At 66.1% G+C, this 21,686-nt stretch carries 22 protein-coding genes; 5 read left to right on the top strand and 17 right to left on the bottom strand.

All coding sequences use genetic code 11. From position 1 onward, the window contains the following. Positions 1-37 precede the first annotated feature (37 nt). Genes P2869_RS14215 through P2869_RS14190 form a run of 6 tightly spaced genes read right to left on the bottom strand, consistent with a single transcriptional unit; the run spans position 38 to position 5,551 of the window. Positions 38-718, bottom strand: a complete 681-nt coding sequence (locus tag P2869_RS14215; protein ID WP_199540214.1) for a deoxynucleoside kinase — start codon at positions 716-718, stop codon at positions 38-40. Further along, positions 715-1,308: a 2-amino-4-hydroxy-6-hydroxymethyldihydropteridine diphosphokinase gene (gene folK, locus P2869_RS14210; protein ID WP_277596817.1), complete on the bottom strand. Its 594-nt coding sequence runs from the start codon at positions 1,306-1,308 to the stop codon at positions 715-717. The genes P2869_RS14215 and folK overlap by 4 nt, the downstream gene beginning before the upstream one ends. A 48-nt stretch (positions 1,309-1,356) precedes the next feature. Then, positions 1,357-2,994 (bottom strand): polynucleotide adenylyltransferase PcnB, encoded by a 1,638-nt coding sequence (gene pcnB, locus P2869_RS14205; RefSeq protein ID WP_277596816.1) that lies wholly within the window; start codon positions 2,992-2,994, stop codon positions 1,357-1,359. Then, positions 2,991-3,677 carry an HAD family hydrolase gene (locus P2869_RS14200; protein WP_017776939.1) on the bottom strand — a complete coding sequence of 229 codons (687 nt, stop codon included), beginning with the start codon at positions 3,675-3,677 and terminating at the stop codon, positions 2,991-2,993. Before P2869_RS14200 ends, pcnB begins: the two co-directional genes overlap by 4 nt. Before the next feature lie 11 nt (positions 3,678-3,688). Beyond that, entirely contained in the window at positions 3,689-4,441 is a 753-nt protein-coding gene (gene hda / locus P2869_RS14195; RefSeq protein WP_017776938.1) for a DnaA regulatory inactivator Hda, read from the bottom strand. Positions 4,442-4,474: 33 nt separating this feature from the next. Further along, the gene (locus P2869_RS14190; RefSeq protein WP_017776937.1) at positions 4,475-5,551 is read right to left on the bottom strand and encodes an AI-2E family transporter; all 1,077 of its coding nucleotides are present in this window, start codon (positions 5,549-5,551) and stop codon (positions 4,475-4,477) included. 92 nt (positions 5,552-5,643) lie between these two features. On the opposite strand from P2869_RS14190, the gene purM reads away from it, so the two are divergent. After that, the gene (purM, locus tag P2869_RS14185; protein WP_277596815.1) at positions 5,644-6,699 is read left to right on the top strand and encodes a phosphoribosylformylglycinamidine cyclo-ligase; all 1,056 of its coding nucleotides are present in this window, start codon (positions 5,644-5,646) and stop codon (positions 6,697-6,699) included. A 139-nt stretch (positions 6,700-6,838) separates the two neighbouring features. Here the strand turns inward: purM and kynA are convergent, their stop codons facing one another. From kynA to kynB, 3 genes are all read right to left on the bottom strand, one after another. Continuing rightward, positions 6,839-7,819: a tryptophan 2,3-dioxygenase gene (gene kynA, locus P2869_RS14180; RefSeq protein WP_277596814.1), complete on the bottom strand. Its 981-nt coding sequence runs from the start codon at positions 7,817-7,819 to the stop codon at positions 6,839-6,841. Between the two features lie 10 nt (positions 7,820-7,829). Beyond that, positions 7,830-9,080, bottom strand: coding sequence for a kynureninase (gene kynU / locus P2869_RS14175; protein WP_277596813.1), 1,251 nt, complete (start codon positions 9,078-9,080; stop codon positions 7,830-7,832). 82 nt (positions 9,081-9,162) lie between these two features. After that, positions 9,163-9,804 carry an arylformamidase gene (gene kynB / locus P2869_RS14170; RefSeq protein WP_277596812.1) on the bottom strand — a complete coding sequence of 214 codons (642 nt, stop codon included), beginning with the start codon at positions 9,802-9,804 and terminating at the stop codon, positions 9,163-9,165. Positions 9,805-9,964: 160 nt separating this feature from the next. On the opposite strand from kynB, the gene P2869_RS14165 reads away from it, so the two are divergent. Beyond that, positions 9,965-10,471 (top strand): Lrp/AsnC family transcriptional regulator, encoded by a 507-nt coding sequence (locus P2869_RS14165; RefSeq protein ID WP_277596811.1) that lies wholly within the window; start codon positions 9,965-9,967, stop codon positions 10,469-10,471. A 76-nt stretch (positions 10,472-10,547) separates the two neighbouring features. Here P2869_RS14165 and P2869_RS14160 read toward each other — a convergent pair whose 3' ends face one another. Further along, a complete protein-coding gene (locus P2869_RS14160) occupies positions 10,548-11,060 on the bottom strand; it encodes a flavin reductase family protein (protein WP_277596810.1) in 513 nt (170 codons plus the stop codon). Positions 11,061-11,235: 175 nt separating this feature from the next. Here P2869_RS14160 and msrA point away from each other — a divergent pair, with 175 nt between their 5' ends. Next, entirely contained in the window at positions 11,236-11,784 is a 549-nt protein-coding gene (msrA, locus tag P2869_RS14155) for a peptide-methionine (S)-S-oxide reductase MsrA (protein ID WP_277596809.1), read from the top strand. Positions 11,785-11,847: 63 nt separating this feature from the next. On the opposite strand, the gene P2869_RS14150 is transcribed toward msrA, so the two are convergent. The 3 genes from P2869_RS14150 to pdxH form a co-directional block, all read right to left on the bottom strand. Further along, positions 11,848-13,101 carry a DUF72 domain-containing protein gene (locus P2869_RS14150; RefSeq protein WP_277596808.1) on the bottom strand — a complete coding sequence of 418 codons (1,254 nt, stop codon included), beginning with the start codon at positions 13,099-13,101 and terminating at the stop codon, positions 11,848-11,850. Positions 13,102-13,191: 90 nt separating this feature from the next. After that, positions 13,192-14,406, bottom strand: coding sequence for a cyclopropane-fatty-acyl-phospholipid synthase family protein (locus tag P2869_RS14145; protein ID WP_017776928.1), 1,215 nt, complete (start codon positions 14,404-14,406; stop codon positions 13,192-13,194). A gap of 158 nt (positions 14,407-14,564) precedes the next feature. Further along, the gene (gene pdxH, locus P2869_RS14140; protein WP_017776927.1) at positions 14,565-15,203 is read right to left on the bottom strand and encodes a pyridoxamine 5'-phosphate oxidase; all 639 of its coding nucleotides are present in this window, start codon (positions 15,201-15,203) and stop codon (positions 14,565-14,567) included. Positions 15,204-15,421: 218 nt separating this feature from the next. Here pdxH and tcdA point away from each other — a divergent pair, with 218 nt between their 5' ends. After that, positions 15,422-16,339, top strand: coding sequence for a tRNA cyclic N6-threonylcarbamoyladenosine(37) synthase TcdA (tcdA, locus tag P2869_RS14135; protein ID WP_277596807.1), 918 nt, complete (start codon positions 15,422-15,424; stop codon positions 16,337-16,339). 102 nt (positions 16,340-16,441) lie between these two features. Here the strand turns inward: tcdA and trxA are convergent, their stop codons facing one another. Beyond that, a complete protein-coding gene (gene trxA / locus P2869_RS14130; RefSeq protein ID WP_017776925.1) occupies positions 16,442-17,290 on the bottom strand; it encodes a thioredoxin in 849 nt (282 codons plus the stop codon). Between the two features lie 59 nt (positions 17,291-17,349). Then, positions 17,350-18,225, bottom strand: coding sequence for a pirin family protein (locus P2869_RS14125; protein WP_277596806.1), 876 nt, complete (start codon positions 18,223-18,225; stop codon positions 17,350-17,352). Between the two features lie 197 nt (positions 18,226-18,422). Here P2869_RS14125 and P2869_RS14120 point away from each other — a divergent pair, with 197 nt between their 5' ends. Then, a complete protein-coding gene (locus P2869_RS14120; RefSeq protein WP_277596805.1) occupies positions 18,423-19,322 on the top strand; it encodes an EamA family transporter in 900 nt (299 codons plus the stop codon). A gap of 167 nt (positions 19,323-19,489) precedes the next feature. On the opposite strand, the gene P2869_RS14115 is transcribed toward P2869_RS14120, so the two are convergent. Together P2869_RS14115 and tsaE are read right to left on the bottom strand one after the other, a co-directional pair. Next, positions 19,490-21,055: an N-acetylmuramoyl-L-alanine amidase gene (locus tag P2869_RS14115; RefSeq protein ID WP_277596804.1), complete on the bottom strand. Its 1,566-nt coding sequence runs from the start codon at positions 21,053-21,055 to the stop codon at positions 19,490-19,492. Next, positions 21,037-21,654: a tRNA (adenosine(37)-N6)-threonylcarbamoyltransferase complex ATPase subunit type 1 TsaE gene (gene tsaE, locus P2869_RS14110; protein WP_277596803.1), complete on the bottom strand. Its 618-nt coding sequence runs from the start codon at positions 21,652-21,654 to the stop codon at positions 21,037-21,039. Before tsaE ends, P2869_RS14115 begins: the two co-directional genes overlap by 19 nt. Positions 21,655-21,686: the final 32 nt, after the last annotated feature.

Here is a 21,686-nt window from a genome sequence, read left to right as displayed (position 1 = left end):
CAGTCCGTTTGAAAAGGGGGAGGAGGGTACGCGCGATCTAGCGCGCCGTGCCCTTGACGAAGAATTCCTTGCGGCCGCGCATCGTTTCGATCCGCTCGACGACGAGCGCGAGGTCCGCCTCGGAATCGAGCGGATTCAGATGTTCGACGTTCACCGTGAGTACGGGCGCTCGGTCGTAGTGATAGAAGAACTGGTTGTAGGCGTCAGAGAGCCCACGCAGATACGCGTCGGAAATCTGCTGCTCCATTGGAATGGCGCGTTTCTGGATGCGCGAGAACAGCACCTCGGGGCTGGCCTGCAGGTACACGACAAGGTCGGGGTCGGGCGCGCTTGCTGTGAGCCGCGCCGCGATGGCGCGATAGAGCTGCCACTCGTCGTCAGGCAGCGTGAGGCGACCGAAGACGTCGTTCTTCTGGGTGATGAAGTCGGTAACGAGCGTCCCGCCCTGGGCCAGCGTCGACGCGATCGCTTGCGCTTCTTCCATGCGCTGCAGCGCGAACTGGAGTTGCGTGGGCAGGGCGTACCGCGTGTTGTCGCGATAGAAGCGATCGAGAAAGGCATTGTCCTGCGGGCGCTCGAAGCAGGTCTGCATCGACCAGCGCTGCGCAAGCCGCATGGCGAGCGACGTCTTGCCGGCGCCAATCGGGCCTTCGATTGCGAGGTACCGCACCGGCGGGCGCAGTTCGGGGGCCGTGACCGTGAGCGGCGGCGCGGTCATCGGCAGCCGCCCCGCTTCATCTTGCCGTTGCCTTCGCCTGCGGCGAAATCCGCGTCTGCGCCTGGGTTCCTGTCCAGGTCGGCTGCGGCCGTGCCGGCTAGGCACTGGCACAGCGGCTTCACCTTCTCGATGCGCTGGCCCGCGACGGCCGTGAGGAACGCGTCGGCGCGTCCGTGCTGCGGAATGATGAGGTCGGGTTCCAGTTCGATGAGCGGCACCAGCGCGAAGGCGCGTTCGATGAGTCGCGGATGCGGGACGATCAGATCGGGCTCTTCGATGACGTGGTCGCCGTAAAGCAGAATGTCGAGATCGAGCGTGCGCGGTGCGTTGCGAAAGGGACGCTCCCGGCCGAAATGGCTCTCGACGCGGTGACACAGCGCCAGCAGATGCCGCACCGGCAGCGTCGTGTCGAGCTTCACGACGCAGTTGTAATAGTCGTCGCCGCCCGCGTCGATCGGGGCGGTGCGATACAGGCTCGACTTCGCGAGCACGGTGATGGTGTGCTGCTGTGCAAGGCACACCACCGCGTCTTTCAAGGTCTGGCGCGCGTCCCCGAGATTCGCGCCGAGCCCTAGCCAGGCTACCGTCATGGCATCACTTCCTGCGACTTTCGTTTGACGGCGAAAGCGCCAGCCCGATCAATCCTCGTGTGCGCCGTTGTGGCTCACCTCGCCGGATGCGTGCGGGCCCGCTGCTGTGCCGTCCTCCACTCCGTCGCCCGTCTTGCGGTTTCTGGCGCCACCGCGCCGCCGTCGTTTTCTGGGCGTCCGGTCCTTCCCGCCTTGCGCGAGCAATGCTTCGCGCGCAGCCGCGTCTCCTTCGATGAACTCCGTCCACCACGCGCCCACGGCTTCGTCCAGCTCGCCTGACTCGCAGCGTAACAGGAGGAAATCATACCCCGCTCTAAATCTTTGGTGTTCCAGCAGCTTCAGCGCGCTGCGGCCCGAATGTTTTTCGAGGCGCAACTGCAAGCCCCAGATTTCGCGCATGTCCGACGAGAAGCGGCGATGGATGGCGAGCTTCTCGGTTTGCGCGTCGATCACGTCGTCCATCGCGCGGTGCAGCGCGGGCACCGGATAGTCGCCCGCAGCCGTGTACTGCTGGTAGCGCTGCTGCACGTCGTGCCACAGGAGCGTGGCGAACAGGAAGCCCGGGGAGACCGGCTTGCCGGCGCGCACGCGGGCGTCGGTGCTGGAAAGCGCGAGCGTGATGAACTTCTCGCCTTGCGGCTGTTCGAGCACGACGTCGAGAAGCGGCAGCAGGCCGTGATGCAAGCCTTCCTTGCGCAACCGCTGCAGGCACGCGAGCGCGTGGCCCGAGAGCAGCAGCTTCAGCATTTCGTCGAACAGACGCGCGGCCGGCACGTTGTTGATGAGGTCGGCGAGTTCCTGGATGGGCGCACGCGTGTGGTCCTCGATCTCGAAGCCGAGCTTCGCGGCAAAGCGCACCACGCGCAGCATCCGCACCGGGTCTTCGCGATAGCGCGTGGCCGGGTCGCCGATCATGCGCAGCAACCGCGCGCGCATGTCGGCCATCCCGTTGTGATAGTCGAGCACGGTCTGCGTGGCCGGGTCGTAGTACATCGCGTTGATCGTGAAGTCGCGTCGTGTGGCGTCTTCGTGCTGCTCGCCCCACACGTTGTCGCGCAGCACGCGGCCGCTCGCGTCCACGGCGTGCGTGCGGCGGTCGAGTTCGTCGCGGCGATAACGCTTCGGCGGCACTTCGGCACTGACGCCTTCTTCGAGCGAGGGCGGCGGCGGATCGACGAGCGCGCGGAACGTGGAGACTTCGATGATCTCCTGGCCGAACTGCACGTGGACGATCTGGAAGCGCCGGCCGATCAGGCGCGCGCGGCGAAAGAGGCGCTGAACCTGGTCCGGCGTGGCATCGGTGGCGACGTCGAAATCCTTCGGCGCGATGCCGAGCAGCAGATCGCGCACGGCGCCGCCCACGATGAACGCGCGGAATCCCGCCTGCTGCAGGCCTTCGGTCACGCGCACCGCGTTGCGGGAAATCAGCGAGGGGTTGATGCCGTGAACGTCCGCCGAGAGGATGACCGGTGCATCCGGATCGCCCGCCGTAGCCGCCGCTTTGCCGGTCTTGCGAGCAGGGCGGCGACGCGCCTTCGAGCCGTCTTGCGCCGCTTCGTCGGCCGTGCGCGAACCTGAATGTGAGCCGGGCGGCGAGCCGGACTGTAGATCGGCGTCGGCATCGGACGAGCCGGCCGCGGCGGCCGTGTCCTGACCGAACAGCTTGCGGATGAGTTTCTTGATCACGAGGGTTGGAAGAGGTCGAGAATGCGCCAGCCCTTGGACTGCGCGTGAGCGCGCAGCGTGTCGTCAGGGTTGGTCGCGATCGGGTCGGTGACTTTTTCGAGCAGCGGGATGTCGTTGTGCGAGTCGCTATAGAAATAGCTGCGCTCGAAGTCCGACCACGTTTTGCCGAGGGAGGCGAGCCATGCCTCGGTGCGCACGATCTTGCCTTCGCGGTAGCTCGGCGTGCCGGTGGGGCGGCCCGTGTAATCGGAATGCGGCTGGCCGTCCACAGTTTCCACTTCGCAGGCGATCAGCTTGTGCACACCGAACACTTCGGCGATAGGGGCCGTGATGAACTCGTTCGTGGCGGTCACCATGCAGCAGAGGTCGCCGGCGTCCCTGTGCTCGCGCACGAGTTCGAGGGCGGCCGGCACGATGGCCGGCTTGATCACTTCATGCATGTACTGGTCGTGCCAGATCTTGAGCTGCGCGCGCGGGTACTTCGCAAGCGGCGTAAGCATGGCGACGAGATACGCGTGAATGTCCAGCACGCCCGCTTTGTAGTCGGCAAAGAAGCGGTCGTTCTGACGCGCGAAACTTTCGCCGTCCACAATGCCGAGCTTCACCATGAAGCGACCCCATTCGTGGTCGCTGTCGGTGGGGATGAGCGTGTGATCGAGGTCGAAGAGTGCGAGATTGGCCATGGGGGCTCATTTTACTTGAAGCGGGTGAAGGCGTTGCCGCCGTCCGGCGCACCGTCCGCTGCGCCTCGCGCCATCTTCTCCGGCGAGGCCAGCATGGCGCGCAGCAGCGGCAGCGTGACGGCGCGTTTCTGTTCGAGCGAAAAGCGGTCGAGCGCGTCGAGCAGCGCCATCAGGCTCGGCATGTCGCGGCGATAGTGCGTGAGCAGATAGGCGGGCACGTCGTCGGCGAGCGCAATGCCGCGCTCGCGCGCGGCCTGTTTCAGCACGGCGGCCTTGTCTTCGTCCGCGAGCGGCGCGAGGTGATAGACAAGGCCCCAGCCGAGCCGCGTACGCAGATCCTCGCGCACGGCGAGCGCGATGGGCGCCGCGTTGCCGGCCGCGACGAGCGCGCTCGTGGGATGCGCGCGCACCTCGTTGAACAGGTTGAAGAGCGCGATTTGCTGGGCGCCGGAAAGCGCGTCGCAGTCGTCGATCGCGTAGATGGAAACCGCGGGGTCGAACGAGAAGGCCGCGAGGCCGCTTTGCGGACTCGCGAAGCGGGCGTGGCCCGGCGGCGTTTCATGAACCAGCGCCTGGAGCAGATGGCTGCGGCCGCTGCCCGCCTCGCCCCAGATATAGAACGTGCGGTCCGCGACGGGGCCGGCCGCTAGCGCGGCGTCGAGTTCGCGCAGGCGCGCGACGAGCTCCGTGTTCGGGCCCGCGAAAAAATTGTCGAATGTCGATGGCGGCGGGGTGCCGAGATCGAGCGTCAGCTGTCGAAGCACAGTGAGATGAAAGCGGAAATACGGTGTCGGATATCAGTTCTTGTAGAGCGCGCTGGCGAGGTAGCCGCGGCGCAGTTCGCGCAGCGCCACAGCGAGCACGGCGCTCACGGGCAGCGCGATCAGCACGCCGAAGAAGCCGAACAGCTGTCCGAACGCGAGCAGCGCGAAGATGACGGCGAGCGGATGCAGGCCGATGCGCTCGCCCACGAGCCGCGGCGTCAGGAAGAAACCTTCGAGAACCTGTCCGACGCCGTAGATCAGTGCCACGGCGCCGAAGCCGTACCAGTCGCCGAACTGCAGCGATGCGGCGATCAACGCGAGGCCGAGGCCCGTTGCGTAGCCCACGTACGGAATGAACACGGCGAGCCCCGTGAAGACGCCCACGGGCAACGCAATCTCGAACCGCGCGATGCTGAGCGCGATTGCGTAGTACGCGGCGAGGACGACCATCACGAGCAACTGGCCGCGCAGGTACTGCGAGAGCATGCGGTCCATTTCACCCACGAGTTCGCTGGTGCGCCCGAGCCAGCGGCGCGGAATGAACGCCTGCACGCGGCCGATCATCGCGTTCCAGTCGTAGAGCAGATAGAACAGCACGAGCGGCACCATGACCACGTTGCCGATCACGGAGATCATGACGTTGCCGCTCGTGCGAATGGAGGCCCATGCGGCGAGCGCGATGGACTGCGCGCTGCCTTCGAGCTGCCCCATCACGGTGTCGCGCAGGCTCGCGAAATCGAGCGGATTGGCAAGACCGAGCAGTGCGAGCTTCGGCTGCAGCCAGTCGTGCAGATGCGCGAAGAGCGCCGGTACCTGCTGCTTCAACTGCGGCACCTCGTTCTGCACGACGGCGAGTACGAGCACGACGAGCAGCGTGATCACGAGCGCGAACAGCAGCATCATGAGCAGGGCGGCAAGCCCGCGCGGCACGCGGTGGCGCACGAGCCAGGCCACGCCCGGCTGCAGGATGTAGGCGAGAATCGCGCCGAGCAGGAACGGCGTGAGCACCGGCCGCAGGAGCCACAGCACGATGCCGAACGCCATGGCGAGCGCGGCCCAGATGAAGGCCTGGCGCTGGTATGGCGTGAAAATCGGAGAGTTCTGCGACAAGGTTGTTTTCCCAAGGTGGTCGGACAGGCGAATTCAGCCAGGCGGCCGGCATCGGGTAAAATCGCATTTTACCGACCTTCTCGCTCTTCCCCATGAATCAACCGAAATCCGACCCGAACGCCCAGGGACTGTCGTATCGCGATGCCGGCGTGGACATCGACGCAGGCGACGCCCTCGTCGACGCGATCAAGCCCTTTGCCAGGAAGACGATGCGCGACGGCGTGCTCGCCGGCATCGGCGGATTCGGTGCGCTTTTCGAGGTGCCGAAGAAGTACCGCGAGCCGGTGCTCGTGTCCGGCACCGACGGCGTGGGCACCAAGCTCAAGCTTGCATTCCATCTGAACAAACACGACACCGTGGGCCAGGACCTCGTGGCCATGAGCGTCAACGACATCCTCGTGCAGGGCGCCGAACCGCTCTTCTTCCTCGACTATTTCGCCTGCGGCAAGCTCGAAGTGGGCACCGCCGCGACCGTCGTGAAGGGCATCGCCCATGGCTGCGAGCTGGCGGGCTGCGCGTTGATCGGCGGTGAGACGGCCGAAATGCCCGGCATGTACCCTGACGGCGAATACGATCTCGCGGGCTTCGCTGTCGGCGCGGTGGAAAAGAGCAAGATCATCGACGGCAGCACGATCACGCCGGGCGACGTCGTGCTGGGCCTCGCGTCGAGCGGCATCCATTCGAACGGCTTCTCGCTCGTGCGCAAGGTTATCGAGCGCGCGCAGCCCGATCTTTCCGCCGACTTCGACGGCCGGTCGCTCGCCGACGCGCTGATGGCGCCCACGCGCATCTACGTGAAGCCGCTTCTCGCGCTGATGGAGCAACTGCCGGTGAAGGGCATGGCGCACATCACGGGCGGCGGGCTCGTCGAGAACATTCCGCGCGTGCTGCGTGAGGGCCTCACGGCCGAACTCGACCACCGCGCCTGGCCGCTGCCGCCGCTCTTCGCGTGGCTGCAAAAGCACGGCGGCGTGGCCGATGCGGAAATGCACCGCGTGTTCAACTGCGGGATCGGCATGGCGGTCGTCGTTGCAGCAGCGGATGCCGACAAGGCGATCGGCCTGCTTTCGGCCGCGGGCGAGCAGGTCTGGAAGATCGGCTTCGTGCGCGAGAGCGCCGCGGGCGAAGCGCAAACGGTCGTGGTCTAAGCGTGATCCAGGCGGCCTGTCAGTCCTAAGCCGTCGGTAGCAGCAGGAACAAAAAAAGGCGTGCCGGGTTCATCCCGGCACGCCTTTTTTGACTTCCGGCCGCGCTCCATCCGAAAGCGCGGCGCGCAGCGGCGGCACGCTACAAAACCGTCCTGACGTGCCAAAGCTCGGGAAACAGCACCACGTCCAGCATCTTGCGCAGATACGGCGCGCCGTTCGTGCCGCCCGTGCCCTGCTTGAAGCCGATGATCCGTTCCACCGTCGTCACGTGACGGAAGCGCCACTGACGGAACGCGTCCTCCAGATCCACCAGTTCTTCGGCCATCTCGTACAGGTCCCAGTGCCGCGACGGGTCGCGGTACACCTCGAGCCACGCGGCTTCCACCGACGCATCGTGCGCCGTCGGCTGCGTCCAGTCGCGCTCGAGCCGCTCTTGCGCAATCGGAAAGCCGCGTCGCGCAAGCAGGCGAATCACTTCGTCGTAGAACGAAGGCGCTTCCAGCGCGGCTTGTACCTGCGCGAAGACATCGGGCCGATGCGCGTGCGGCTTGAGCATCTGTTCGTTCTTGTTGCCGAGCAGAAATTCGAGCAACCGGTACTGGTACGACTGGAATCCCGACGACGCCCCCAGGTACGGCCGCATCGCCGTGTACTCCGAAGGCGTCATGGTGGCGAGCACGTTCCACGCCTGGACGAGCTGCTCGAAGACGCGCGACACGCGCGCGAGCATCTTGAACGCGGGCGGCAGGTCGTCGCGGTGCACACAGGCGAGCGCCGCGCGCAGTTCGTAGAGCGCGAGCTTCATCCAGAGTTCGCTCGTCTGATGCTGGATGATGAACAGCATCTCGTTGTGATCGGGCGAGAGCGGATGCTGTGCCGAAAGGATCGGGTCGAGCGAGAGGTAGTCTCCGTAGCTCATCGACTTCGAGAAGTCGAGCTGGGCGCTGTGCCAGCCGGCATCGGCCGCGGATCGCTCTGCCGCCAGGGCTTCGGGCACGTGCGCGGCGTGCTTCGCCTCCGAGCCGTGCAGGCCCGCCGCGCCATGTCCGAACGGACAGCCGCCGCGCTGTTCGTCGACCCGCTCGACCGGTTCGCCCGGCACTTCCATGTGATCGGTCATCGCTGTCTCCTCAGGTCACGGCGCCGCGTGCGGCAAATTCGGGCGCGCGCCAGATTTCGCTTTCGAGCACGTCGCGCAGCGTTTCCACGGCGTCCCAGACGTCCGCATAGCGCAGATAGAGCGGCGTGAAGCCAAAGCGCAGCACATGCGGCTCGCGGTAGTCGCCAATTACGTTGCGCGCGATCAGCGCCTGCATCACCTCGTAGCCGTGCGGATGCGCGAAGCTCACGTGCGAGCCGCGCTGGCTATGCGCGCGCGGCGTCACGAGATGCAGCGCGTGGCCTGCGCAACGCGATTCGACGAGGTCGATGAAGAGGTCCGTCAGCGCGAGCGACTTGCGCCGAATCTCGTGCATGCTGGTTTGCAGGAACACGTCGAGCCCGCACTCGACGAGCGCCATCGAAACCATCGGCTGCGTGCCGCACAGATAGCGGCCGATGCCCGGGCCGGGCTGATACACGGGGTCCATCTGAAACGGCGCGCGGTGTCCCCACCAGCCCGAGAGCGGCTGCGAGAACGCATCCTGATGACGCTTCGGCACCCAGACGAAGGCGGGCGAACCGGGGCCGCCGTTCAGGTACTTGTAGGTGCAGCCCACGGCGTAATCGGCGGCGACGCCGTTGAGATCGACCGGCACGGCGCCCGCCGAATGTGCGAGATCCCAGAGGGCGAGCGCGCCGCTCTGGTGAATCAGCTGCGTGAGCGCGGCCATGTCGTGCATGTAGCCCGTGCGGTAGTTCACGTGCGTGATCATCGCGACGGCCGTGTCGTTGCCGATTGCGTCGGGCAACTCGGCGGGGTCGTCGACGAGGCGCAGTTCATAGCCGCGGTCGAGCTGCTCGATGAGCCCCTGCGCGATGTACAGGTCGCTTGGGAAGTTCGAACGCTCCGACACGATCACGCGACGGTGCGGGTCGCGCGCGTCCTGCAGGCGCAGCGCCGCCGAGAGCGCCTTGAAGAGGTTGATGGAGATGGTGTCGGTCACGACCACCTCGTCCTCGGCCGCGCCGATCAACGGTGCCAGCTTGTTGCCGAGCCGGCGCGGCAGCGCGAACCAGCCCGCGGCGTTCCAGCTGCGAATCAGCCCCTCGCCCCATTCGGCGCCGATCACCTGCTGCGCACGGGCGGAGGCCGCCTTCGGCGGCACGCCGAGCGAGTTGCCGTCGAGGTAGATGGTGTCGGATGCGAGCGCGAACTGGTCGCGCAGCGGCGCAAGCGGATCGGCGCGGTCCAGCGCCAGGGCGTCGTCACGGTGTTTCATGGTGCTCCAGTCGAAAAAATGGGGGCGGGCGCGGACTTTGGCGAGGCGAGATATCGGCGGCCTCAGTCGGCTTCCGGGTGCCTCAGGATCGCGCCGGCAGCGCGCGCAGCACGGCGCGCACGGGGCTTGCGTCCAACGTGGCAAGGCGCAGCGGGAGCGCGATCAGCTCGTAGTCGCCGGGCGCCACGGCATCGAGTACAAGGCCTTCCAGGATCGCCATGCGATGCGCGCGGATGCGGCCGTGCGAATCCATGGTTTTGGAATCCTGCGGGTCGAGCGAAGGCGTGTCGATGCCGATCAGCTTCACGCCGTGCGAGGCGAGCAGATCGATGGTCTGCGGCGCCACGGCGCAAAAGCGGCTGTCCCATTCGGTGATCGGCGCGCGCAGACAGGTGCGCAGCAGCACGCGCGGCGGCATGCCGTCAGCCAGCGCCGCCGCGACGTGTTCCGGCCTCACGAGCGGCGCCGCGCCGATGCAATGAATCACGCGGCACGGGCCGAGATAGGCGTCGAGCGGCACCTCGCCAATCGGCGCGCCGTGCGCGTCGTAGTGCAAGGGCGCGTCGGCGTGCGCGCCGGTGTGCGGCGAGAGCGTGAGCCGCCCGACGTTCACGGGCGAGCCCGCCTCCATGCGCCACACACGCTCGATGCCGACCGGCGTGTCGCCCGGCCACACGGGCGTTTGCGGCCCGACAGGCGGAGAAATGTCCCAAAGTGCATCCATGTCTGCGGATGTCCTGCAAGTGGTCGTGTACTCGCCGCGGTGCGGCGAGCTGATCCTTTGAATGATAGGCGGCCTGTCACGAAATGTGCTTGCAAAAAAATCACCGCAAGGGTGTGCTGTTGGAACATAATTTGAGGGAAAGCGGAAAGGGAGACCGAAAATGAACGCAATCTCGCTCGACGCCACGGATTGCCGCATTCTGGCGGTGCTTCAGAACGAGGGCAGGATCAGCAACCTGGACCTGGCTGATCGCATTTCACTGTCGCCGTCCGCGTGCCTCAGGCGATTGCGCCTGCTGGAGGAGCAGGGCGTGATCGAGCGCTACCGCGCCTGTCTGAATCGCGAGGTGCTGGGCTTCGAACTGGAGGCTTTTGTGCAGGTGTCCATGCGCAACGACCAGCAGAACTGGCACGAGCGTTTCGCGCAGGCGCTGCGCGACTGGCCAGAGGTGGTAGGCGCCTACGTCGTGACGGGCGAGACGCATTACCTGCTGCGCGTGCTGGCCCACAACCTCAAGCATTACTCGGACTTCGTGCTGAACAAGCTCTACAACGCGCCGGGCGTGATGGACATCCGTTCGAACATCGTGCTGCAGAAGCTGAAGGACGATACCGGCGTGCCGGTAGATCTGGTGGCGCGCTCGGGAGGTAAGGCGGCCGGTACGTGAGGGCGTGCCTCGGCCTGGCCTTTACAGCATTCGCGGCTTTCGCGGCCTTTCAGGCCTCGACTTGCCCGAAGCCGCGTCAGAGCGGCTCGATTCGATGAAACCCGCCGCTGTGGAACACGAGCGGCGACACTTCTCCGGCGCCGTCGCGCACACCGCAGCGCTCCACTTCACCCACGAAGATCACGTGGTCGCCTTCCTCGTAGCGGCTGCGGTTGTGGCATTCGAACCAGGCGAGCGCGCCTTCGAGCACCGGCATGCCGGTGTCGCCGGCCGCATGGGCCACGCCCTCGAAGCGGTCGCCCTTCACCGTGGCGAAGCGCTTGCAGAGGTCGAGTTGTGACGCGGCGAGCACATTCACCACATAATGGCTGTTCGTCTGGAACACCGGCATCGACGCCGAACGCGTCGCGAGGCTCCACAGTACGAGCGGCGGATTCAGCGACACCGAGTTGAACGAACTCGCCGTAATGCCGATCAGCTGACCCGACGGCGCGCGCGTGGTGATGACGGTCACGCCCGTGGCGAACTGGCCGAGCGCGTGGCGGAACGCCTTGTCGTCGAAATTGGGGGCTTTGGCGCGGTGCGTCATTGCAGTACGGACTCCGTTGCAACGAGCACGGGCGATCGCGCGGCGGGCGCCGGCAGGACGAAAACTGGAGCGAAGGTCATGTAGAAAACGCGTGAATTGCCCCCATTCTAGCGTCATTCGCGCGCGTGCAGCCGCGGGCAGCGGGCCCGGCGCGGACTATCCAAGGAGGAATTCCATGAGTCAGGCAGTCGAAACCGCCACCCTCGGCGGCGGGTGTTTCTGGTGCCTCGAAGCGGTGTTTCTGGGCGTCGACGGCGTGGTGGCGGTGGAGTCGGGTTATGCGGGCGGGCACGTGGACCATCCGTCGTACGAGCAGGTCTGCGACGGCAATACCGGACACGCGGAAGTCGTGAAGGTGCAGTTCGATCCGTCGAAGATCGGGTATCGCGACGTCCTCGACATCTTCTTTGCGATCCACGATCCAACGCAGCTGAACCGCCAGGGCAACGACGTCGGCACGCAGTACCGGTCGGTGATCTTCACGCATTCGGAAGCGCAGCGCGAGACCGCGTTACAGGCGATTCGCGAACTGACGGCCGAAGGCGTCTACGACGGGCAGATCGTCACCCAGGTGCTGCCACTCGACGGCAATTACTGGCCGGCCGAGGCCTATCACCAGAACTACTTCGCCCAGCATCCCGAGCAGGGCTACTGCGCGTTCGTAGTGGCACCGAAAGTGGCCAGGTTCCGGCAAAAGTTCGCGCATCGCATCCGCGGGGCCTGATTTGCACCGAGGCATGCCGGGCGTCGCGCTGCCGTGCGAGGGCACGGGCGGCGCGGCGCCCGTTCAATGCGGCTCGTGCCCTTCCTCTTCTTCCAGCATCTTCGTACAGGCCGCGCCAATCTCGCGGGCGAGTTCAATGCACGTGAGCGGCGCCGAGCCTTCCGCCTTGTTGTTCGTCGCGATCAGCACCGGCTGGCCCGCAATTGCATAGCGTGCCGCCAGCTCGGCGAGCGCGCGGCGGGTGTACGGATCTTCGTCGACGAGCTTGTCGAACGGCTCGTATTTCGCCTTCGCCTGCTCGTACTTGAAGCCGCTGTGCAGGCTCCAGCGCACGATCAGCGGGCCCGCGGGCGTGTCGCCATCCAGCAGCGCGAGCGCCGCAGCCTGCCGTAGCGGATCGGGCATGCGCGCGTGAAGCCCGACGCAGTACCGCACGCCCGCGGCGCGCAGCGCGCGGATGAAGCGCGGCGTCAGCAGGCAGGCGTCGCGAATCTCTACGGCGTAACACGGCGTCGACCCCGCCGTGGAGCCCATGGCGGATAACGGCGGCAACGCGGCGAGGAATGCAGAAAGCCGCTCGATGAACCCGGCCGGATCAGCAAGCAGTGCGTCGGGCAGCGGCGGAAACTGGAACACGAGCGCACCGGCGCGTATGCCCAGTCCATCGAGACACGGTCGCACGAATTCGTCGATGGCGAGTTGCGCATTCAGGAAGCACGGATTCGCTTCGACCGGCTCGCCACGCTCTCCGCGCACGACGGCGTCCGTAATCAGCGCCGGGCACTTCACGATGAAGCGAAACGTATCCGGCACCTGCTGCGCGTATCGCAGATAGTCCGCGACGGTGAGCGGCGCGTAGAACGAGCGGTCGATGCTCACGGTGCGCAACAGCGGATGCGCGCCGTAGGCGGAAAGGCCGTCGCGTGAGAGCTTCGAGTTGCTGTACTCGTCGCCGTAGACAATGCCCTTCCAGCCGGGAAACGACCACGACGACGTGCCGAGATGCACTTCGCCGGGCAACGCGCGGGCGATGTCGAGCACGTCGTCGTTGGGCGGCGCAGCCAGGACGACGGCGCGGCCCCGGGACTTTTTCGGTGCGGCGGAAGAAGATAAACCGGCGGACCCCAAAGGCCCGGTTTGCGCAGGAGAGGAGGCGGCTGGCCGAGGCGCGCCGTGCGGCGGCAACGGCTCACCGAAGAGGTCGAACTGCTGCTCAGGACCACCGCTGTCCGTGGCGCTTTCCGCAGTGCTTTCAGACTGCGCGATAGCGTCGATTGCGTTGGGCTCGTGAGCGGCCGGTGCGGCGCCTTCGTTCATCTAGTCCTGTCGGTGTTTCCTGGGGCGCCGCCGCGCCCTAGCGGCACGGCGGTCGCCCTCGCGAGCCTCAATGAAGTGCTGGCGAATGACTTACAGCGGCTTTTCGTACATGTAGCGGCGCGACCACGGCAGCGTCGCCGCGCTGCGTCCGGCCTTGCGGCAGACCACCTGGAAGAGCGACACGTCGTCGTGTTCGAACGCATAGGCGCAGCCCGCCAGATACACGCGCCAGATGCGGAACTTCTCGTCGTCCACGAGCTTTCTCGCCTCTTCGGCGTGCGTCTCGAACCGTTCCGCCCAGATGTCCAGGGTGTGCGCATAGTGACGGCGCAGGCTCTCGGCGTCAATCGCTTCCAGGCCGCCGCGCTGCATGGATTCGAGCACGAGGCCGATGTGCGGGAGTTCGCCGTCCGGGAACACGTAGCGGTCGATGAATTCGCCGCCGCCCAGCGAGGTCTCGCCGCTGTCCGCGTCCGACGACGTGATGCCGTGATTCATCGCGATGCCTTCGTCGGTGAGCAGGTCGTGCATCTTGCGGAAATAGCCGGGCAGGTTCTTGCGCCCCACGTGCTCGAACATGCCGACGCTCGTGATGCGATCGAATTGACCTTCCACGTCGCGATAGTCCTGCAGGCGGATCTCGATGCGATCCGAGAGTCCTGCGGCCTTCACGCGTTCGGTGGCGAGGTTGAACTGGTTCTGCGAGAGCGTGACGCCTACGCAGTTCGCGCCGAACTTCTGCGCGGCGCGCAGGACGAGCGCCCCCCAGCCGCAGCCGATGTCGAGCAGGCGTTGGCCGGGCTGCAACTGGATCTTGGTGAGAATGTGGTCGATCTTCTTGAGCTGAGCCGTGCCCAGATCTTCGTTGCCGTTCTCGAAGTAGGCGCACGAATAGACCATGTTCTCGTCGAGCCACAGCTTGTAGAACTCGTTCGAGACGTCGTAGTGATACTGGATCGCTTTCTTGTCCGACGCCTTCGTGTGGTTGAAGTAGCGGCGCACGCGGGCGAGCTTGCTCGCATTGGTGACCGTGCTTCGCGCCAGCGAATAGCCGATGTTGATGATGTCCGAGAGCTTGCCCTCGATGTCGATCTTGCCCTTCACATACGCTTCGCCGAGGTTGTCGAGGCTCGGTTCGAGCAGAAGCGGCAGCGCCGACGCGCTATTGACCTTCAGCGTGACCTGCGGCGCCGCGAAGTTGCCGAAATCGAGTTGTTGTCCGTCCCAGAGCACGAGACGCGCAGGCAGATTCGCCTTGTCCCGTACTTCCTGCACCCACTGCGCCAGCTTCTTCTCCCAGAACATGTGATTTCTCCGTGTCCGATGAAATACAAAGCAAAGCTCATGGATCGCGCCGATGCGCTCCTTTTTGTGCTGCGTGTTACCCCGATGGAGTACGCGATCCGTATTTTCACTGCGCGCCGGGTGCGTCCCGCGCGGCGGTGTTCGTCAACGCCTCGACGTCAAGGCGACAGCCGCGCGATGCGCCAGTCGCCGCCTGTTTCGCGCGTGTAGAGAATGCGGTCGTGCAGGCGGGACGGCCGGCCCTGCCAGAACTCGATGGCCTGCGGCACGAGCCGGTAGCCGCCCCAGTGCGACGGGCGCGGCGGATGTTCACCGTACTTCGCTGCCATGTCGCGCTCGCGTGCTTCCAGCACGGCGCGGCTTTCAATTTCCTTGCTTTGTTCCGATGCCCACGCGCCAATGCGCGAGCCGAGCGGACGCGAGGCGAAGTAGGCGTCGCTTTCCTCGGCGCTTGTCTTGACGACGCTACCGTCGATGCGCACCTGCCGTTCCAGCTCGATCCAGTAGAAAAGCAGGCTCGCGTGCGGATTGGCGGCCAGTTCGTGGCCTTTGCGGCTTTCGTAATTCGTGAAGAAGACGAAGCCCTGTTCGTCCACGCCCTTGATGAGCAGGATTCGCGCGGTAGGACGAGCGTTCTCGTCCACCGTGGCGAGCGTCATCGCGTTTGGTTCGGGCAGTTTGGCGTCGAGCGCCTCGGCGAACCATTTGTGGAATTGTTGGATCGGGTTGGGATCCACGTCGGTCACGTCGAGTGAGCCGAGCGAATAATTCTTGCGGAGATTAGCGAGGGAAGTCATGTTCTTATGCGCACGCTTCAATTAGGCCAGTATAGCCGGGGTGTGAATTTTCTGCGTGCGGTCGCACGCGCGTGAAAGGGCGCGCCGTTTCCTTGCGCGCGATCAGGCAAAATACGGTTTGCTCGCGCTCCGTCGTCCGCTGCCGCGCCGTTGCAGGCCCTGGCGGCCGTGCCAGACGGCCGGATCCGAAGCGCCTCCTTCTGTTTCCGTATCGAGCCATGTCCGCCTCCGGCCTTACCGCGCACCACGCTAGTTCCGATGTTACCTCCAGCCTCGCCGAGCCTGAAGCCGCCGATCGCGCCCGCCGTTTCGGCGGCATTGCGCGGCTTTACGGCGACGCGGCGCTGGCCGGCTTCGAGCGCGCCCACGTGGCGGTGATCGGCATAGGCGGCGTGGGTTCGTGGGCGGCCGAGGCGCTCGCGCGCAGCGCGGTGGGCACGATCACGCTGATCGACCTCGACAACGTGGCCGAAAGCAACACGAACCGGCAGATCCACGCGCTCGACGGCAACTATGGCAAGCCCAAGGTAGAAGCCATGGCCGAGCGGATCGCGCTGATCGACCCCGCGTGCAAGGTGCGGCTCGTGGAGGACTTCGTCGAGCCCGACAATTTCGACGCAGTGCTGGGCGCCGGCTTCGACTACGTGATCGACGCCATCGACAGCGTGCGCACGAAAACCGCGCTCGTCGCGTGGTGCGTGGCGCGCGGGCAGCCGCTCGTGACCGTGGGCGGCGCGGGCGGTCAACTGGACCCCACGCGCATTCGCATCGACGACCTCGCGCTCACCATTCAAGACCCGCTGCTCTCGAAAGTGCGTGCGCAATTACGCAAGCAGCACGGCTTTCCGCGCGGACCGAAGGCGAAGTTCAAGGTGAGCGCCGTGTATTCGGACGAGCCGCTCATCTACCCCGAAACGGCGGTCTGCGACATCGACGCCGAAGCGGAGCACGTGAGCACGTCGCCGGGGCACAGCGGACCGGTGGGTCTCAACTGCGCGGGCTTCGGATCGAGCGTATGCGTGACCGCGAGCTTCGGCTTCGCGGCGGCCGCGCACGTGCTGCGTGCGCTTGCCCGTCGCGCGACGGACGCGGCGCGCGGCGAAGGTCTCGCCGCAGCCGCCACCACGCGCGCATAAAAACGAACGCGGCCCGAGGGCCGCGTCATGGTCGTGGGAGCGTGGGAAGGGATGCCGGATGAAGCGAAGCGGCGAAGATAAGGCGCGTTCGGAAACGCGCGGTCAATAAAGCGCCGCGCTCAGCTTGCGGCGCCATTCGCTCACGAGCTGCGGCTGCCCGGCCGCGAGATCGAACACCGACAACATCGTCTTGCGGCCGATGTCCTCACGGAACGACCGGTCGCGCTTCACGATTTCCAGCAGATGCTCGAGCGCGCCCGCGTACTGACGGCGGGCGATCAGCGCGCTCGCCAGGTCGAAGCGGGCGTCGAGGTCGGCCGGATCTGCTGCCACGCGCGCTTCGAGCGCGTCGGTGGGCGGCAGATCGGCGGCAGCGTCCACTGCGTCGAGCCGCGTTTTCAGCGCGTTGAAGCGGGCGTCGATACCTTGCGTCGTCTTGGGCGAGAGCAGTTCGACTTCGGCACGGGCGTCGTCGATGCGCTGGTCTTCGAGCAGCATTTCGATCAGGTCCATGCGAGCGTCGTCGTAGCCGGGGTCGTAGGCGAGGGTGGCTTTCAGCGCGTCGTAGGCCTCGTCGCGACGGCCTTCCGCAAGGGCCGCGAGCGCCACGCGGCGTGCCGCCTCGGCGCCGTCGGGTACGAGCCGGTCGAGGAACGCACGCAGCTGACCCTCGGCCAGCACGCCGACGAACTGATCCACCGGACGACCGTCTGCAAACGCGATCACGTGCGGAATGCTGCGCACCTGGAAGTGGGCCGCCAGTTCCTGGTTCTCGTCGACGTTGACCTTCACGAGCTTCCATTTGCCGCCGTACTCGGTTTCGAGGCGCTCGAGCATCGGACCGAGCGTGCGGCACGGACCGCACCACGGCGCCCAGAAGTCCACCAGCACCGGCGCGAGCGTCGAGGCAGCGATCACATCTTTTTCGAAAGTGGCGAGTGTGGTGTCCATTGCGTCCTCGTGGGAAAACTGACTCGATTTCATCTAGGGGCGGCGGGGGCCATTTCAAGCTACTTCTTCTGCGGCAACGGAATCCAGTCCGTTTCCCCGGGCACCTGGCCCATCTGCTGGTTCATCCACGCGGTCTTGGCGTGCTCGATCTTCTCGCGCGAACTCGATACGAAATTCCATTCGATGAACCGCTCGCCTGCAAGTTTCTCGCCGCCCAGCAGCATGACCGTGGCGCCGCGCGTGCTCGCGAGCGTCACGGTTTCGCCGGGAACGAGCACGGCCATGCGGTAGGGGTCGAGCGGCGTGCCGTCGATGGCGAGGTCGCCCTCCACGAGATACACGCCGCGTTCCTCGTGCTCCGGTTCGAGCGCGAAGGCCGCGCCGGGCGCGAAGTGTGCTGCGACATAGAGCGTGCCCGAGAAGGTTTCGACCGGCGACGTCTGGCCGAACGCCGTGCCGGCAATGACGCGCAGCGTCACGCCGTTGCGCTCGAGTTGCGGCAGCGTGGCGCCCGGATGGTGAGCGAACGAAGGCTCGATGTCTTCGTCCTCCACGGGCAGTGCGACCCAGGTCTGGATGCCGTGCACCGTCATGCCGCGCGCGCGGTCTTCTTCGGGCGTGCGTTCGGAGTGGACGATACCGCGGCCCGCGGTCATCCAGTTCACGTCGCCAGGCACGATCTTCTGCGCAGAGCCGAGGCTGTCGCGATGCATGATGGCCCCGTCGAACAGATACGTGACGGTGGCGAGCCCGATATGCGGATGCGGACGCACGTCGATGCCGGAGCCGGGCGCGAGCGTGGCGGGGCCCATGTGGTCGAAGAAGATGAACGGTCCGACGAGGCGCGCGGCGAGCGCCGGCAAGACGCGGCGCACCATGAGGTTGCCGATGTCGCGTTCATGAGGCTTGAGGACTGCTTTGATCGCAGGGGACATGAGGATTCCTTGGTGGCCTGGGCGAGCGACGGGCCCATTCTAGCCTCATGCAGCGCGACGGTACCTGGAGCCTGTGCAGCAGGGCCATCGGCGCACCGGGGGCGCCTCGGCGAGTGTCGGGAGCCCCAGGCTAAACTCGGCCACGTCCAGCAGAAACGCGGGAAAAACTTCAGTAAAACAGAAAGGAGGATCCGGCCATGTCGCCGAAAGACCTGTTGCTCGCGCTTGTCGTCGTGGTGGCGTGGGGCGTCAACTTCGTGGTGATCAAGGTGGGCCTGCACGGTGTGCCGCCCATGCTGCTGGGTGCGCTTCGGTTCATGCTCGCCGCGGTGCCGGCGGTCTTTTTCGTGAAGCGTCCGCGCGTGCCGTTGCGCTGGCTCTTCGCCTACGGCGCAACCATTTCCTTCGGCCAGTTCGCGTTTCTGTTCTACGCGATGTATGTGGGCATGCCAGCGGGGCTCGCTTCGCTGGTGCTTCAGGCGCAGGCGTTTTTCACGCTCGGGTTCGCCGTGCTGTTCCTGCACGAGCGCTTTCGCGTGCAGAACCTCGCAGGTCTCGCGATCGCGGCCGTGGGCCTGACCGTGATCGGCACCGTGAGTGCGGCGGGCTCGTCGGGCGGCCATTCGATGACGCTCGCGGGCTTCGTCCTCACGCTGTGCGCGGCGGTGCTCTGGGCGCTCGGCAACATCGTGACGAAGAAGGTGGGCAAGGTGGACCTTGTGGCGCTCGTCGTGTGGGGCAGCCTCATTCCGCCGCTGCCGTTTCTGGCGTTGTCGTACGTGATGGAAGGGCCAGCGCGCATGGCGGCGGCGCTGAGCGGCATCGGCGTGACCTCGATACTCGCCATCGTCTATCTCGCCTTCGTGGCGACCATTCTGGGCTACGGGCTGTGGAGCCGGCTGCTTTCGCGCTATCCGGCCTCGCAGGTGGCGCCGTTCTCGCTGCTCGTGCCGATTGTCGGGCTGGCATCGGCCGCGCTGCTGCTGGGCGAGCATCTGTCGACGGTCCAGGTCGCGGGCGCCGGGCTCGTCATGCTCGGGCTGGTCGTGAACGTGTTTGGCGGCTGGGTGGCGCAGCGTTTTGCGGCTGCGCGTTGAGGGTTCGGCGCGAGCCGCGAGGCGGCCGGCGTGGATACGGTTCGCGCCTCCGAGCGCACATGGCGGCGCACCGGCAGTGGGCCGACACGGTTGTCGCTGAAACTGGTGAGCGCACGGCAGGAGCGTTCGGCACGTGCCGGACGCACGACCCGTACGCCCCGTGCCCCTTACGTCATCCGGCTTTTCGCCAGCGGCGGATTCGCTGCGAAGTACCGCTTGATGCCCCTCATGATGGCGTCGGCCATCTGGTCGCGATAGCTGTCGTCGTTGAGCTTGCGCTCTTCGTCCGGGTTGCTGATGAAGGCGGTCTCCACGAGGATCGACGGAATGTCCGGCGCCTTCAGCACGGCGAAGCCCGCCTGTTCCACCGCACCCTTGTGCAGCTTGTTGATGTCGCCAATCTCCTTGAGCACGAAGTTGCCGTAGCGCAGCGAGTCTCGAATCTGCGCGGTGGTGGACATGTCGAAGAGCGCGCGGTTGACGGTGGCGTCCGCAGTCTTGATGTTGATGCCGCCAATCAGGTCCGACGAGTTTTCCTTGTTCGCCATCCAGCGCGCCGCGGCGCTCGACGCACCGTGTTCCGAGAGCGCGAACACGGAGGAGCCGCGCGCTTCGGGTGTGGTGAACGCATCGGCGTGGATCGACACGAACAGGTCGGCTCCCACGCGCCGCGCCTTCTGCACGCGCACGTTGAGCGGCACGAAGAAGTCGGCGTCGCGCGTCATCATGGCGCGCATGTTGGGCTGGGCGTCGATCTTCGCACGCAGTTTCTTCGCGACGTCGAGGGCGATGTGCTTCTCGTAGCTGCCGCCGCTGCCGATCGCGCCCGGGTCTTCGCCGCCGTGGCCGGGGTCGATCGCGACGGTGAGCAGGCGCACCGTGTTGCCCCGGCCGCCTTTCGGTGTGGTGAACGCGTAGGTGTCGCTGTCGGTGCCGTCGTCCGAGTTGTTGCCGCTCTTGTCCCGCGCGATGGCGGCAGGCGGTTGCGTGGGCTTCGGCGTGGCGCGGGGCGCCGTGGGGCCATTCGTGCCCGCGGACGGCGGCGTATGCGCAGCCGAGGGCGGCCGTGGCACTTCGCCCGCGGGAGCCCCGTTCTGCGCGTAGCGCTGGAAGAACGCCTCGCTGTTGTCGGCTGAGCCGGGCGGCGTGTTGGGGCCGCCCAGCGTTGCGGCGGGCGGGGCGCTGTTCTCGTTGAACTGCTGCTCCTTGCGCTCGGTCTGCGCAAGCAGGTCCATCAACGGGTCAGGCGCCACGGCCGGGTAGAGGTCGAAGACGAGCCGGTAGCGATACGAGCCCACAGGCTGCAGCGTGAACACCTGCGGCTTCACCTGGCCTTTGAGGTCGAACACCATGCGCACCACGTGCGGCTGATATTGCCCCACGCGCACGGACTGAATCTGCGGATCGTTCGGTGTGATCTTGGAGACCAGGTCGCGCAGCGACTGGTCGAGGTCGAGCCCGTTGAGGTCGACCACGAGCCGGTCCGGTCCTTGCAGAAGCTGCTGCGTGTTCTGCAGCGGCTGATCCGATTCGATGGTGACGCGCGTGTAGTCGCGCGCGGGCCATACACGCACGCCGACCACCGAGGTTGCCCAGGCGAGGCGCGGCGCAACGAGCCCGAGCACGAGCGTGGACGCGCCCGCCCGCAGGATCTGCCGGCGTCGCCAGTTGTGGCTCGCGGTGGCGGCGGATTCGATGGAGCGGAACGGTTTGATTAACATCTTTCCAGACATGCCTTTCCTGTTTCGCTGTACGCGCGCGCGGTGAGGGCACGCGCGTCATGCTCTTTGCCGTTCCGCAGTTCGCTCACGACGTCGAGCGAAAAGACGAGATCCGGCACGCCCAGCAACGCGCCTGCCCGCTGAGGCCATTCGACGAGGCAGATCGCGCCGCTGTCGAAGTACTCGCGAAAGCCGGCATCGGCCCATTCGGCCGGATCGGCAAAGCGGTACAAATCGAAGTGATAGAGCTCGAGTTCCCCATCCGGCGTGTCCACGGCATAGGGTTCGACGAGCGTGTAGGTGGGGCTGCGCACCCGGCCCGTGTGGCCGAAGCCGCGCAGCATGGCCCGCACGAGTGTGGTCTTGCCGGCGCCGAGGTCGCCGGTCAGTTGCACCTGCAGGCCCTCGAATGCCGCGCCGCCTTGCGTTGCCTCGGCGCTCGCCTTGGCGTGGCGCACCTCGGCAATCGCGTGCGCTGCGCGCTCGCCGAACGCCTGGGTGGCCGCGTCGTCCGCGAGCGCGAAGTGGCGCTCGAGCAGGACGGTGGCGTGAGCCAGGCTGGTGAGTGCTTCGTGGCCTGACGTGCCGGCGGTACCGGGCGTATTGGGCATTCTCGTAAAATGGCGTGATGAACCGAAGTTCG

The organism is Paraburkholderia sp. SUR17 (assembly GCF_029536165.1).
GTDB lineage: Bacteria > Pseudomonadota > Gammaproteobacteria > Burkholderiales > Burkholderiaceae > Paraburkholderia > Paraburkholderia kururiensis.
This window is presented reverse-complemented; position numbering and strand designations above follow the sequence as displayed.